Below are 13,707 nucleotides of genomic sequence, written 5' to 3' on the forward strand. Positions count from 1 at the left end.
ATCCATGCATTTTGTGATTTTTAAAAACCCAATAAATCTATGAAAAATTTTCCTTCAAAAAATTAAAAAGCTTAAAAAACCATCGCATTTTCAGCTTATGAGTACAGTAAAAAAACTTAAAAATATTATAAAATTGCAACATGTAAAAACTTACCTGTCATGGCAAATCTAGCAATTTTCAGCTTTTATTAAAATCAGTTTTCCCGAACATTGACTGAAAAATAATCTTTTTTTTAGATGTAATAAAAAAATAATGTGAATATTCTTAGACTTAGAAAAATTCCACCTCAAGCTGAACAAGCAGACATTCGACTAATGTATAAACTAAAACCGCACTAAAAAACTCATTTCAAAAGAATTTTTTATGAATTTGCAACTTGCTCAGCATGTGAATGATGCCATTACTTCTCGCCATTCAGTACGGGCTTTTTTGAGCCGGACGGTTGATCCGCAAATCATTAAAGATATTTTAACCGTAGCAAGCCGGGCATCTTCAGGAAAACCTTTTCCTGAAGATGCCCAGAAAAATGGATATCGCCGCGTTTATGGACAAATAAACAGTTTTAATTCAAACAGACCTTTAGCACGAATAAGCTTAAAGGTCTCTTTTTATATATTGGTTTTAGGTATTTAAACTTCTATTCTGCAATTGTCTGCTGAGTTGCAGAATACAAAGCAAAGTAACGCCCACGAAGATCAGCATCAGCACTCCCATATTGAGCAGAGAATTCCAAACCAGGAAATTCAAAATCACGCCGCCGAGCAAACCACAGGCAAACTGCATACTCCCCATAATGGCACTGGCTGTTCCCGCTTGCGCACCCTGTTCCGCCATGGCTAAAGCCATCGCATTCGGTCCGGTAAAACCAATTCCTGCCACTGCCCAGAACATGCCAATCAATACCACCCATAATGGGCTATGCCCAATTAAGCCTGCGCTGAATAAAATCGAGGCTCCAAGCAACTGAATGACGCTCCCTATTTTCAGTCGGTTCAGAACTGAAAATTGATGGCCAAGCTTTTTATTTAGGGTGGATAGCAACATGATACCAAAAGCATTCAGGCCAAAGGCATAAGCAAATTGCTGTTGCGTTAATCCATAATCATCCATCAATACAGCAGCAGATGAACTGATATAACAGAATAAAATGCCGCCAGAAAAACAGCCGGCCAGCATTGGCCATTTAAAACTCGGGTCTCTAAAAATACTGCCGTACAGCTGGATAATCTGGGCGACGTTCAGCTTTAAACGGCGTTCAGCCGGCAGACTTTCTTTAAAGAAAAAGTGTACACAGACTAAACAGATCAACCCGATCAGCATCAGAAACCCAAAAACTGCCTGCCAGGCAAAGAACTTCAATACCACTGCCCCTAAACTGGGTGCGATAACCGGCGCGATCCCCATCACAATCATCATGCTGGCAAAGGCCTGTGCAGATGCCTGCATATCCAGACGGTCACGAATGGCAGCCCGGGCAATGACGACTCCTACACAGCCCCCGACCGCCTGTAAAATCCGTGCAGCAATTAAGCTCCATTCGTTGACCGCAAAAATACACAGCAGGCTTGCAACCACATACAGGGTTAAACCAAAATATAGTGGCGTTTTGCGCCCAATCCGGTCGCTTAAAGGACCATAGATCAGCTGTCCTAAAGCCAGTCCCAAAAAATAAGCTGGTAAAGTATTGGCCACCATTTGCGTACTGACGCCAAAATCCTGTGCCATTTGCGGCAAGGCTGGCAAGTACATATCAATAGAAAGTGGACCTAGTGAGGTCAATAATGCCAGCAGCATAATCCATGTTGTGGAATACTGCCGTGTAGATTGCTGTACAGACATATCTATATTCAATTTTTAAATGGGCGCTTTAAAGACAAGCTTACACTGTACATAGTATTATTTTAAGGATTGAGAGTGAAATTTCACATAATTTCACTTCCTGAGGCATACCTCCTTTAGTGATTAGGACATAACTTGAAATCTTGGCTTACGCGTCTTAAACAAGCGACTTACAACACGACATTTATGTATAACCTGCGCATGATTATTGCATTTGCAGGTACCGCCTTTGTGCCTTATGTTATGGGACAGCAGTTAGCCACCATTCCGCTGACCTTAGGCGTGGTTGCTGCCGGTTTAAGCGATATTGATGACCGCTTTTCAGTGCGGATCATGAACCTGATTTATACTTACATCGGCTTCTTTATTACTGCCGCCTCGATTTATTTTTTATTTCCTTATCCGGTTTTGTTTGCCATAGGGCTGATTGTGTCCTGCATTGGCTGGATTCTGCTCGGCTCATTAGGACGTCGTTATGCGACCATTTCCTATGGCTGTCTGGTCATTTCGGTCTATTCAATGCTGGGGGTTGGGCTGTTTGATCAATGGTATATGCAGGCTGGACTGCTGGTTGCCGGTGCGATGTGGTATGGCCTGCTTTCCACCATCAGTTTTCTGTTATTTCCGGTTCGCCAGGTTCAGGACAAACTGTCCCAATGCTATTCATCACTGGGTGACTTCCTGTTTGCCAAATCGAACCTGTTTGATGTCGACATGACGCCAGACAGTTATCAGCAAAGCATGATTGAGCTGTCTTTGGAAAATGGCAAGCTGGTCGGTATTTTCAACGAGATGAAAACGGCCCTGTTAACCCGTTTAAAAGGCGACCGTGGACAGAAAGATACCCGTCGCAGCCTGCAATACTATTTTGTGGCTCAGGATATTCATGAACGTGCAGATTCAGCGCATATTGATTATCAAAAACTGGTCAAGATTTTTGAACATAGTGACATTTTATTTCGCTTTCAACGCATTCTCTCGATTCAGGGCAAAGCCTGTAAAGACTTGAGTTCCAGTATTTTAAATCGTGAAACCTATCAGCATAACAAACGCTTTAAACATGCCTTTGCCAATTTAAAGCTGTCTCTAGAGAAATTGCGCGCCGAACAGCAATACGATCAGGTGTGGGTCAATGCCTTATTTTCCCTGTATCAAAACTTAAAGTCGATTGATGCGCAACTTCGCAACGTAGAAACAGAACGGCATATCAAGTTCGATAAAAGCAAGCATATTGAAAACCAGCTGAAAGATGATGACTTAAAAGGCTGGGATGATATTGTGATTCGGATCAAGCAGCATTTAACCCCAGAGTCGGTGCTGTTTAGACATGCAATTCGTGTGTCCATCGTCTTGCTTATTGGCTATATTTTTGTTCAAGTGACCAATATTGAATATGGCTACTGGATTTTACTGACCGCTCTTTTTGTCAGCCAGCCCAACTTTAACGCCACCAAACGCCGCCTACGCCTACGGATTGTCGGAACCTTGGTCGGCATTATTCTCGGTTATGCCATTCTGTATTTTATCCCTTCGATCGAAGGTCAATTATTGCTACTGATTTTAAGCGGGGTACTGTTCTTTGAATTACGCAGTAAGCAATATGCCCAGGCCACCGCTTTTATCACCATTTTGGCGTTAATCAATTTTAACCTCGATGGAATGGGTTTTGCCGCAGCCCTTCCGCGCATGATTGATACCTTGATTGGCTGTGCCTTGGCCTGGTTTGGGGTGAGTTTTATCTTTCCGGACTGGAAATTCCGTCGTTTACCCCGCACAATCCGACGCTCACTCACCGCTCAATGTGAATATTTGGCCGAAGTCATTGAACAGTACAAAAATGGGCGTAATAACGGTTTGAAATATCGTGTGGTGCGTCGTGCTGCACATAATAACGATGCAGATGTGGCCTCACTGATTTCCACCCTGGCCACAGAACCTGATTTTGATCCGACGCAAAAAAGCCAGGCCTTTGAATTCTTGTGCTTGAATCACACCCTGCTCAGCTATATTGCTGCACTGGGCGCACATCGTGAAAAAATTGCAGATCAGGAAGTTCTACAGTTATTGAACAAGGCTTTAGAGGATATTCGTGGGGCACTGTTAAATGATGAAGTACCTGACCTGACGGCACAGAATATGCTGAATACCATACGCCAACGCTTAAGCCAAAATAATGAAGATGATCAAAAATCGCTGATTGTTTTGCAGCAATTATCGTTGATGCTCAGTATTCTGAATCAACTCAGTCGTTTAAAGCAAAGCTTGAGCCATGACCGTGATGAAAAAGCCACCGAACTCGCCTCATTATAAATAGGATGATTTTGGAACAATATACTCACTGAATTGGTATAAATAATGCTAAACTTTTTACAGTTCTAAATTTGTTATTTTTATTATGACCGCGAAAAATTTATACGCTTATACCCTGCAGCCTGTGAACTATGAAATTTCCGAGGCTGAACAACGTCAAGCTCAACTTGCCATCTGGCGTAGCACCAATAAAATCGGCACCAAAGCCTGGATCATCATGGCAGCTGTGACCCTACTTTCCATTGTCGGGATCATCTTGCTGAAAAACTATTCCACTATTTTCTGCTGGGTGGCTTTGGTCTGTGTGCTTGCATATTTCCTCATCCGTAAATTCGGTCTGGAATGGTATGTAAAACGCAAGATGAATGAATTTCCGGTGCAGGAAATTAAAGGCATCCGTTTGGGCGTACAGCCTCACGGTATCGTGATGCGCCAGCAAATGGGTGCACAGGAAGGTGTCGGTGCAATTGGCTGGAAAGATATTTATGAGTGGTACAATACCCCTGACTTCATGTTGATTAACTTCAAGGTCAAAGGTCAGCAAGGTGCCTATATCTTGCCAAAGCGTATGGATTCCAAGAATTTTTCTTTCAATACCATTCGCAAGCACTTGACTGAAACTGTGGGCGAAGCAAAACAGATTTAACGCGAACTCTAGCTAGACCCTTAAATAAAAACCTCCAGACTGGGGGTTTTTTAATTCCGACAAAATTAAATGATAATGAGAATAAATATTACCTACAAAATCGATATCATTTTGGCAAAGTTCAGTTATAATTCAGTTTAATTCTGTTTCTCACCCTCTTTTTTCGGCTATGTTAAAAAAAATCTTTTTCCAGATTCACTGGTTTCTTGGTATTACTGCCGGGTTAATCCTCTCTCTTATGGGGGTGACCGGTGCCATTTATTCATATGAACAGCCCATCCAGAAATGGCTCAATCCGGCTAGCTATAGCGTCCAGGTTGAAAAGCAAGATAAATTAACCCCTGCCGAACTGTATCAGCATTTTCAAAAAACTGATCCAGAAATGAAAATTAACAGCATCACCGTGGCCAAAGACCCGACCGCATCTTCAAGCATTAATATTGTCAAGGAAGGTGCACGCAAGGGCTATACCATGATGATTAATCCTTATACAGCCGAAGTGTTACCGGAGATTAAAGGTCGAGAATTTTTCAAGTTTATCGAGCAGTTGCATCGCAATTTAACCATCGGGCCGGTCGGCAAGCAGATCACCGGGGCCTGTACCCTCATGCTGATCTTTTTTGTACTCAGTGGTTTATATCTACGCTGGCCGAAAAAGCATTCTTTTAAACAGTGGTTCATGCTCAAGCCACAACTGAAAGGTCGTAATTTCCTTTGGGACTTACATGCTGTAGTGGGTACCTGGGTGGTGATTTTCTTCCTGATTATCGCATGTACCGGCCTAACCTGGTCTTATGGCTGGTGGCGTAGCGGCTTGTATACCGTGATGGGTGTTGAACAGCCGCAAGCCAAGGGTGAAGCTGAAGCGCCAAAAGGTGGTGAAGCACGCGGCAACCGTGAGGGTCCAAATGAAGCAATGCGTAATGCAGCTACAGGCAACCCTGAAAAAGCCGGTGAACCTCAGCGCGGTGAAAACCGCGAGAAAAAAGGCTTAAGCCTGGAGCAGATCAATCTGGCTCTGAGTCAAAGCTGGAACGGCTTTAATGCTCAAGTAGGCCGTGAGTATTCAAGCATTACCCTGAATATCCCGAAAAAAGCCAATGGTGAACTTGAAATTAGCTTTGTCGATGCCATTCCCCAGCATGAACGTGCACGCAACAAAGCCACATTTGACTATCAAGCATCCACCATCAAAGAAATGGAACTTTACGAAGATAAAAAACTCAACGAAAAAATCATGAGCAGCATGCTGCCGGTGCACCGGGGTAGCTTCTTTGGTCCGGTTTACCAGTTTCTGGCCATGCTGGCTGCTCTTAGCATGCCATTGTTCTTTGTCACTGGCTGGATGCTTTATCTGAAACGTCGCAAACAAAAGAAACAGACTCAAGCTGCACGTCAGGGCTTAACTGCAGTTAATATTGATGCCAATGCAAAACCTTGGCTGATTGTCTATGCCTCACAAACCGGCATGGCAGAACAGCTGGCATGGCGTACAGCCACCAGCCTGCAACAGGCGCATCAGCCTGCCAGCGTGAAATCTGTACAACATTTAAGTCTGGATGATTTAAAAAATACCGCACAGGTTTTATTTGTAGCCAGTACTTACGGTACCGGTGAAGCACCTGACTTAGCCTCGGGCTTTGTCAAAAAAATACTGAGCAAGCAAACGGATTTAAGCCATCTGCACTATGCAGTATTGGCCTTGGGTTCCCGTGAATATGCCGACACTTTCTGTCATTTCGGTCATGCAATTGATGACTGGTTAAAACAGAATGGTGCCCAGCAGCTGTTTAATATCATTGAAGTGGATAATGCCAATCAAGAGCAGATTCAGGCATGGAATAGCGCTTTAGCCAATGTGACTCAACTTGAGTTACAAGCCATGAATATCGAAAAAACCTTTGATCGCTGGACCTTAACCCAACGTGATCTGCTCAACCCGAACAGCCTCGGTGCACCGGCCTTTAATATCGAGTTAAAACCGGATCATGAAGTAAGCTGGCAAGCCGGTGATATCGCCGAGATTCAACCCGGTAACAGTGCTGAACGTATTGCCCTGTTTATGCAGCAGCATCAAATTCAGCCGAATACCCGTGTAGATTCGTTAAAGATCAATATTGAACAGGCCTTATGGAATAAAGATTTAAGCGTTGAAGTTGAACCTTTTGCCAATTTGGATCATTTACTGCAGCAACTTCCAACGCTGCCTTCACGCGAATATTCCATTGCCAGCATTCCTTCACAGCAAGTTTTACGTTTAGTGGTGCGCCAACAGTCCAATGCTCAGGGTCAATTGGGTCTGGGTTCAGGCTGGCTGACTCTGCATGCCCCATTAAATAGCGAGATTGCGCTGCGTATCCGTAACAATGAAGCTTTCCACCTGATTGATGACAACCGCCCTATCATTTGTATTGGTAACGGTACCGGTCTTGCCGGATTGATGAGTCTGCTACATGCACGTACCCGTCAGGACTATACGCAAAACTGGCTGATCTTTGGTGAACGCCAGCGTGAACATGACTTCTTCTATCAAAGCACAATTGAAGCCTGGCAAACGACTGGCATGCTGCAACGCCTGGATTTGGCCTTCTCGCGTGATCAGGCTGAAAAAGTCTATGTGCATCATAAATTGCGTGAACAGGCACAAGAGCTAAAAGCATGGCTTGACAAGGGTGCAGTGATTTACGTTTGCGGTAGCATCAACGGTATGGCCAGCGATGTCGATCAGGCCTTAACCGACATTCTGGGTGAAGCTGTAATTGATCAGCTACGTCAGGATGGACGTTATCGCCGTGATGTTTATTGATTTATCATTCAATATCATGACTTAAATCAAGTAAAAAACCGAGCTTTCAAGCTCGGTTTTTTATTTTTAAAGCCTATAATCCGTTTAAACTAAGCCCAATCTTTCATCCCGAGTTATCCTATGTCCAGCAGTGCTAAACGCAGTCTCAGCTTCATCATCGGCAGCTTACTGGTACTGGACAGTTTATGGTTACTCGCTTTGGATAAAATTCATTTAGGTATTATTTTTCCATTGATCATCGGTATAGGACTGATGCTCTATGCCCTGTTTTTTAACCGGATCCAAAACTTTATTCAGCTCACCTCGTTAAGACAGACCTTATGGCGCTACGCATGCGCGGGATTTTTTCTCTGGATCAGCACATTAGTGATATTTTTCATTTATCTGCAATATAGCATTCAGCAGTCCAATACTGTTCAGCCCGCTTCTGCCGTGATTGTACTGGGCAGCGGCATTGAAAATGGCCGACCCTCTCCCACCTTAAAACAGCGTTTAGATGTTGGGGCTGCTTATGCCAAACGTTACCCGGAAGCCCTGCTGGTCGTGACCGGAGGTCTGGGATTTAAAGAACAGATTTCTGAAGCAGCAGTGATGTCTGAATATCTGCAACAACAGCATCATATTGACCCATCACGTATTTTATTAGAAGTTAAAAGTACCAGTACTGCAGAAAATCTGCGTAATGTGCAGCCTTTGCTGGCACAGCAACATATTTCCCTAAAGCAGCCTGTTGTCATTGTCACCAGTGACTTTCATATTTTACGTGCCAAAGCCATTGCAAAACATCAAGGTTACCAACAAATCATTACCCTCAGTGCCCCAACACCGCTCTATATTCGCTATAACTCCTGGTTACGCGAATATTTTGCCTTTATCAGTGGCTGGTTATTACGTGAATACTAAAATCAGTTCAAACGAATGCTACGGGGTAAAGGCAGTTTTTCATCTTTAAACAATTCAGGTTTTTGCAGGTAAATCTGATACAAATAATTTTTAATATCCAATAATAATTTTTCTGGCGCCACCAGCACATTTTGCCCTTCTGGCGTTAAATCCATCGATACACAGGTACTTTCCTGGCGTAAAAAAGGAATGACTTTTTCAACAAAATCTTTAAGTGAAATATCTTCAACGTGATAATTTGCCCAATTGTCTTTCACCAGCAATTTTGCCAAGCCTTTGCTTTGCCAGATGGCAAATGCACGCTGACCGGTAGGCGTTGCACATAATGCCCAGCCATCTTCATACAGGGCATGAACATAACCTTGGCCTACAATCGTTTCAACAAATTGTTTGTAAATCTCTTGCGCGTTATAGCTATTATTTTGGTTTTTGGACGCAGCCTTGCGTTGATATGGATTTCTCATGATTTTTCAATAGTTAAAATTATTATTAACTAAAGATTTTAGGAGAAAAATAGAATTTGATCAAGGAGAATATATGGTGGGCGCTGACGGGATCGAACCGCCGACATTCTGCTTGTAAGGCAGACGCTCTACCAACTGAGCTAAGCGCCCTTGAGGAATAAAAATAGCACTGCTATTTTTATGACGCAAGAAGAAATCTTGCTTGAATAACATTTCCTAGTCAAGGAATCTAGAAAATGGCGCAGCGGACGGGACTCGAACCCGCGACCCCCGGCGTGACAGGCCGGTATTCTAACCAACTGAACTACCGCTGCATCACGATACTTATTTCTAAGTAGCTATATCTGAAAAAGAAAAAATCTTTAAAAGATATGGTGGGCGCTGACGGGATCGAACCGCCGACATTCTGCTTGTAAGGCAGACGCTCTACCAACTGAGCTAAGCGCCCTTAAAGGGTCTTGCAATTTTGATTCTAAGGATGGCGCAGCGGACGGGACTCGAACCCGCGACCCCCGGCGTGACAGGCCGGTATTCTAACCAACTGAACTACCGCTGCATCGCAAAAAATCTGGTGGGCGCTGACGGGATCGAACCGCCGACATTCTGCTTGTAAGGCAGACGCTCTACCAACTGAGCTAAGCGCCCTCAAAAGGTCTATCATGTAAATGGCGCAGCGGACGGGACTCGAACCCGCGACCCCCGGCGTGACAGGCCGGTATTCTAACCAACTGAACTACCGCTGCACTTACACAATGTCGCTATTGTGGCAAACGAATATTAAGAACTTAAGTGGCGCAGCGGACGGGGCTCGAACCCGCGACCCCCGGCGTGACAGGCCGGTATTCTAACCAACTGAACTACCGCTGCACGAAAGTGTCTTAACGTTAAAAGAGCTTGGTGGGCGCTGACGGGATCGAACCGCCGACATTCTGCTTGTAAGGCAGACGCTCTACCAACTGAGCTAAGCGCCCTTTAAACGTCTTCATCGTTTGATGAGGTGCATTATAGAGAATCCTGACGGACTGTCAAACGCTTTTCTGACTGTTTTTGGTTTTTTACGTTTGAGTGATTAAAAAATAGGTTATTCGCTATAAAAACAAACAATTTCGACAACTTATTTACTATTTTTTGTAGAAACCTGAAAAATCACAGCATCATTTTTAGACAAGATTTTCCATAGTTTTGGAACTGATGGCGAATTCTCTTCTTTTTTAAAACCTTCAATACATCCGGATTTTAAGCTTTGCACTGCTTTGTCATTTTATTGATAAACGTATTTACAAGCGAATGCCTCTTTTACACTCTCTCAAATTCAAACGCTGTTCTGAAATAAAGACTAACGCATCTTCGGCGACCAGTTCGAATAATTCAACCACATCTTCATTACGCATCCGGATGCAGCCATGTGACATCGGAATGCCCATAGGTTCTGTATCGGGTGTGCCATGAATATAGATATAACGCTGAAAGGTGTCACAGCCCTCACCCTGATTAAAATTTTCTTCCAGGCCGCTTAACCAGAGAATACGCGATAAAATCCAGTCGCGTTCAGGATATTGTGCAGCCAATGCAGCATCGTAGACCTCACCGGTTTGCTGTCGTGCTTTAAACACTGCATTTAGGGGAGCAGCATGTCCGAATTTGAGTGCTACTTTATGCCAGCCCCGAGGCGTCTTGCCGGAATTTTCCTGCTCACCGATCCCGTTTTTTCCTGTAGAGATGACATAAGTCTTGTCATGTTTCGGCAAGATCAAGCTTTGTTCGGCCAAATCAATCCAGACATCTGCCTGTTCTAAAGAATATGTCATAAGAAAATTACTCGATGTCTTTAATCGGTTCAGCTGCGGGTTCAGGGCGTAGCCATAGCCAGATGGCAACGCTGAGCATGGTCAGGTCAGTGAAGATTTTCACCAATAGCGGCGCATTGGTAAATAACATGATCATTCCACTGATCAGCATCATGATACTGGCGAACCATTTTGCCTTGCGTGGTACAGTGCCATTCTCACGCCAGGCCCTTAAAGTCGCCCCATATTTAGGATGATTCAGCAACCAGGCATCCACTTGCGGCCAGCCTTTAGAGGCTGCCCAGGCAGCTAAAATCAGAAATACTGTTGTTGGCATACCCGGTAAAAGTGCCCCGATAAAGCCCAGGATGACAAAAATCATCACCAAACTTCGCCAAAACAACATTTTCATAGCACTGCCCTATACAACTAATTGCGGTAGTATAAAGTGTTTTTGCATATTATCCGTTGTCATTCTGCACTTTTTAATTTAACGCCCGGGGTTGCTATGTTTGCTTTAAATCAGGTCTCTCATCTTGATGAACCCTGGCTGCAATTTAAAAATCTACTGGTTCGGCAATTGGCCTTTTGCGTATGCAGTCCAAATATTTTATCGGACACTCCAGCCGAACTGGTGTTAAAACATGCTTTTCAGTTTCATCCTGATGCCTTATGGTATGGCCATTTTCACAATTACTATTCCAGACTGCTTTATTTAGATCAGCATCCGCAGGAATTAGAAAGCTTTTTACACCAGCTTAAAAGCACGCGCCTGGGTCTACGTTTTGAAATGTTTATTTGGTTTTGGTTGCTGGACCAGGATTATCATCCCTATCAATTGCTCGGGCACAGTATTCAAAAAATAGCGGGACCCCGAACCCTGGGTGAACTGGATTTTCTGTTATTGAATACCGAAACCAGAGCTATTGAACACTGGGAAGTGGCTTTAAAATACTATCTGGCAGAACGGGATTGTTCTTTGCCCTTCTGGTACGGCTTGAACCGCAGTGATACTTTATTACGCAAATTGAATCACTTTAGCCAAAAGCAATTTCAGTTTGAGGATGCCCTGGAACACAAAATTGAACAGCGTTTTGCAGTACTTAAAGGACAACTCTATCTCCCTGTTGAAAGCACATTCAGCGCCCTTCCCCATTGGGTCAATCGACAACGTCGTTTAGGCTATTGGGGAAGTCATATTCCTCCACAAAATGCTCACTTTTACCGTTTAGAGCGACTGGAATGGATTTGTCCGAAGCAGCATGTCAGTAGCGATACGGCACAGTGGTGGAGTAATGGTTTATATCGACAAAAAGATCAAAACAATTTCTATATGTACCGAAATGCCCCCTTACTTTCTCAGGGAATACACCGCCAATTTTATGAGAATTGTCTATTTTTATAACAAATGCTTACTTTTCTACCATCAAAAAACCCTATTGTTTACGCCGGGCATTAATTAACCTGAATTCACATCAAAATAATGAATGACTTGGAGATGATGATGAAAAAAATTCTTGCAGCTTCCCTCATTATTGCTTTTGCTTTAACTGGCTGTAATACGTTTAAAGGTGTGGGTAAAGATGTATCTAAAGCTGGAGAGGCCGTAACCGATACAGCAGAAAAAACGTCTGAGGAAATCCGCAAAAACTAGTTTATCTTCAGTTCACACAGAACCCTATCCAGGATAGGGTTTTTTTATGCCAATTTTATGGCAAACATTCACATTCAAGGGCATATTCGCCTATTATAGGGCGGACAAATTTATCGACTGATGAAAAAATCGCATGACATCTTCCGCTACCCTTGATTTAAGCCTGCAACTGTTACGTCAGCCTTCCGTGACCCCAATCGATCATAGCTGCCAAAATATCATGGCGGAACGCCTGGAAAAAATTGGCTTCACTATTGAACCGATGCGTTTTGAAGATGTGGATAATTTGTGGGCTCGTAAAGGGACTGAAGAACCTGTACTTTGTTTTGCAGGTCATACCGATGTGGTCCCTACGGGTAATTTAGACGCCTGGAACTCGAATCCTTTCGTACCGGAAATTCGTGATGGCAAACTGTATGGCCGTGGCAGTGCCGACATGAAAACAGCACTGGCAGCCATGGTGGTGGCTTCTGAGCGTTTCGTGGCAAAACATCCAGACCATAAAGGTTCTATTGCATTTCTCATTACTTCCGATGAAGAAGGTCCATCCATTAACGGCACCGTGAAAGTTGTTGAAGCTTTAGAAGCACGCAATGAAAAAATGACCTGGTGTCTGGTCGGTGAGCCATCCAGTACCAATCAGTTAGGTGATGTAGTTAAAAATGGTCGTCGTGGTTCATTGAATGCCAAATTGACCGTAAAAGGCAAACAGGGACATGTGGCTTATCCTCACCTTGCCATCAACCCGATTCATACTGCGTCTAAAGCCCTGGCTGAACTGTGTGACACGGTGTGGGACAATGGCAATGAATATTTCCCGGCAACGTCTTTCCAAATTTCCAATATCAATGCCGGTACCGGTGCAACCAACGTGGTTCCGGGCAGCATGAATCTTTTATTTAACTTCCGCTATTCAACTGAAGTTACTGCTGAACAGTTAAAAGCACGTACTTTAGAGATCCTTGACCGTCATCATGTGGATTACGATATTGAATGGACATTGTCTGGTCTGCCATTCCTGACTCCAGTCGGTGAACTGGTCAATGCGGCTAAAAATGCCATTCGTAATGTCACCGGTATTGAAACTGAACTTTCTACCAGTGGCGGTACATCAGATGGCCGTTTCATTGCGCCTACAGGTGCACAGGTACTGGAACTCGGTGTATTGAATGCCAGCATTCACCAAATTAACGAACATGTAAATGTTGCCGATCTGGAACCCCTTGCTGAAATTTATGAACAAATTCTGGAAGGCTTATTGGCTCGCTAAAACAGTAACCCCATAAAATAAAAAAGG

At 43.7% G+C, this 13,707-nt stretch carries 11 protein-coding genes, 8 tRNA genes and 1 pseudogene; 8 read left to right on the plus strand and 12 right to left on the minus strand.

Going from position 1 to position 13,707, the window contains the following annotated elements; genetic code table 11:
* Positions 1–364: 364 nt before the first annotated feature.
* Positions 365–499, plus strand: a pseudogene (locus BLP85_RS03675) (nitroreductase); the annotation flags it as partial.
* A 123-nt stretch (positions 500–622) separates the two neighbouring features.
* Here BLP85_RS03675 and BLP85_RS03680 read toward each other — a convergent pair.
* Complete coding sequence (locus BLP85_RS03680) at positions 623–1,840, minus strand: multidrug effflux MFS transporter (RefSeq protein WP_092818773.1); 1,218 nt, start codon at positions 1,838–1,840, stop codon at positions 623–625.
* Between the two features lie 135 nt (positions 1,841–1,975).
* Here BLP85_RS03680 and yccS point away from each other — a divergent pair, with 135 nt between their 5' ends.
* The 4 genes from yccS to BLP85_RS03700 all read left to right on the plus strand — a co-directional run bounded on the left by yccS (position 1,976) and on the right by BLP85_RS03700 (position 8,505).
* Complete coding sequence (yccS, locus tag BLP85_RS03685; protein WP_092818774.1) at positions 1,976–4,150, plus strand: YccS family putative transporter; 2,175 nt, start codon at positions 1,976–1,978, stop codon at positions 4,148–4,150.
* A gap of 85 nt (positions 4,151–4,235) precedes the next feature.
* Positions 4,236–4,796, plus strand: coding sequence for a YcxB family protein (locus BLP85_RS03690; RefSeq protein WP_092818775.1), 561 nt, complete (start codon positions 4,236–4,238; stop codon positions 4,794–4,796).
* 169 nt (positions 4,797–4,965) lie between these two features.
* Positions 4,966–7,602 (plus strand): PepSY domain-containing protein, encoded by a 2,637-nt coding sequence (locus BLP85_RS03695; RefSeq protein ID WP_092818776.1) that lies wholly within the window; start codon positions 4,966–4,968, stop codon positions 7,600–7,602.
* A gap of 120 nt (positions 7,603–7,722) precedes the next feature.
* The gene (locus tag BLP85_RS03700) at positions 7,723–8,505 is read left to right on the plus strand and encodes a YdcF family protein (protein ID WP_092818777.1); all 783 of its coding nucleotides are present in this window, start codon (positions 7,723–7,725) and stop codon (positions 8,503–8,505) included.
* A gap of 2 nt (positions 8,506–8,507) precedes the next feature.
* Here BLP85_RS03700 and BLP85_RS03705 read toward each other — a convergent pair whose 3' ends face one another.
* The 11 genes from BLP85_RS03705 to BLP85_RS03755 all read right to left on the minus strand — a co-directional run bounded on the left by BLP85_RS03705 (position 8,508) and on the right by BLP85_RS03755 (position 11,168).
* Positions 8,508–8,969 (minus strand): DUF2750 domain-containing protein, encoded by a 462-nt coding sequence (locus tag BLP85_RS03705; protein ID WP_092818778.1) that lies wholly within the window; start codon positions 8,967–8,969, stop codon positions 8,508–8,510.
* Between the two features lie 74 nt (positions 8,970–9,043).
* A tRNA-Val gene (locus BLP85_RS03710) sits at positions 9,044–9,119 on the minus strand.
* An 87-nt stretch (positions 9,120–9,206) separates the two neighbouring features.
* Positions 9,207–9,283 (minus strand) — tRNA-Asp (locus tag BLP85_RS03715).
* Between the two features lie 58 nt (positions 9,284–9,341).
* Positions 9,342–9,417, minus strand: a tRNA-Val gene (locus tag BLP85_RS03720).
* Between the two features lie 31 nt (positions 9,418–9,448).
* Positions 9,449–9,525 (minus strand) — tRNA-Asp (locus BLP85_RS03725).
* A 13-nt stretch (positions 9,526–9,538) separates the two neighbouring features.
* Positions 9,539–9,614, minus strand: a tRNA-Val gene (locus BLP85_RS03730).
* Between the two features lie 21 nt (positions 9,615–9,635).
* Positions 9,636–9,712 (minus strand) — tRNA-Asp (locus tag BLP85_RS03735).
* Between the two features lie 47 nt (positions 9,713–9,759).
* Positions 9,760–9,836 (minus strand) — tRNA-Asp (locus BLP85_RS03740).
* A 28-nt stretch (positions 9,837–9,864) separates the two neighbouring features.
* Positions 9,865–9,940 (minus strand) — tRNA-Val (locus BLP85_RS03745).
* Positions 9,941–10,246: 306 nt separating this feature from the next.
* Positions 10,247–10,777 (minus strand): cell wall-recycling L,D-carboxypeptidase ElsL, encoded by a 531-nt coding sequence (elsL, locus tag BLP85_RS03750; RefSeq protein ID WP_092818779.1) that lies wholly within the window; start codon positions 10,775–10,777, stop codon positions 10,247–10,249.
* A gap of 7 nt (positions 10,778–10,784) precedes the next feature.
* Positions 10,785–11,168 (minus strand): YbaN family protein, encoded by a 384-nt coding sequence (locus BLP85_RS03755; RefSeq protein ID WP_092818780.1) that lies wholly within the window; start codon positions 11,166–11,168, stop codon positions 10,785–10,787.
* Between the two features lie 96 nt (positions 11,169–11,264).
* Here BLP85_RS03755 and BLP85_RS03760 point away from each other — a divergent pair, with 96 nt between their 5' ends.
* The 3 genes from BLP85_RS03760 to dapE all read left to right on the plus strand — a co-directional run bounded on the left by BLP85_RS03760 (position 11,265) and on the right by dapE (position 13,680).
* Positions 11,265–12,161 (plus strand): DUF1853 family protein, encoded by an 897-nt coding sequence (locus BLP85_RS03760; RefSeq protein ID WP_092818781.1) that lies wholly within the window; start codon positions 11,265–11,267, stop codon positions 12,159–12,161.
* Positions 12,162–12,260: 99 nt separating this feature from the next.
* A complete protein-coding gene (locus BLP85_RS03765; RefSeq protein WP_092818782.1) occupies positions 12,261–12,410 on the plus strand; it encodes an entericidin A/B family lipoprotein in 150 nt (49 codons plus the stop codon).
* 133 nt (positions 12,411–12,543) lie between these two features.
* Positions 12,544–13,680 carry a succinyl-diaminopimelate desuccinylase gene (gene dapE / locus BLP85_RS03770; protein ID WP_092818783.1) on the plus strand — a complete coding sequence of 379 codons (1,137 nt, stop codon included), beginning with the start codon at positions 12,544–12,546 and terminating at the stop codon, positions 13,678–13,680.
* Positions 13,681–13,707: the final 27 nt, after the last annotated feature.

This window comes from Acinetobacter kookii (assembly GCF_900096895.1).
GTDB lineage: Bacteria > Pseudomonadota > Gammaproteobacteria > Pseudomonadales > Moraxellaceae > Acinetobacter > Acinetobacter kookii.

Coding starts and splice junctions, on each gene's coding strand:
- BLP85_RS03680 (WP_092818773.1), bottom strand. CDS start 1,840: ATGTCTGTACAGCAATCTACACGGCAGTATTCCACAACATGGATTATG.
- BLP85_RS03690 (WP_092818775.1), top strand. CDS start 4,236: ATGACCGCGAAAAATTTATACGCTTATACCCTGCAGCCTGTGAACTAT.
- BLP85_RS03695 (WP_092818776.1), top strand. CDS start 4,966: ATGTTAAAAAAAATCTTTTTCCAGATTCACTGGTTTCTTGGTATTACT.
- BLP85_RS03700 (WP_092818777.1), top strand. CDS start 7,723: ATGTCCAGCAGTGCTAAACGCAGTCTCAGCTTCATCATCGGCAGCTTA.
- BLP85_RS03705 (WP_092818778.1), bottom strand. CDS start 8,969: ATGAGAAATCCATATCAACGCAAGGCTGCGTCCAAAAACCAAAATAAT.
- elsL (WP_092818779.1), bottom strand. CDS start 10,777: ATGACATATTCTTTAGAACAGGCAGATGTCTGGATTGATTTGGCCGAA.
- BLP85_RS03755 (WP_092818780.1), bottom strand. CDS start 11,168: ATGAAAATGTTGTTTTGGCGAAGTTTGGTGATGATTTTTGTCATCCTG.
- BLP85_RS03760 (WP_092818781.1), top strand. CDS start 11,265: ATGTTTGCTTTAAATCAGGTCTCTCATCTTGATGAACCCTGGCTGCAA.
- BLP85_RS03765 (WP_092818782.1), top strand. CDS start 12,261: ATGAAAAAAATTCTTGCAGCTTCCCTCATTATTGCTTTTGCTTTAACT.
- dapE (WP_092818783.1), top strand. CDS start 12,544: ATGACATCTTCCGCTACCCTTGATTTAAGCCTGCAACTGTTACGTCAG.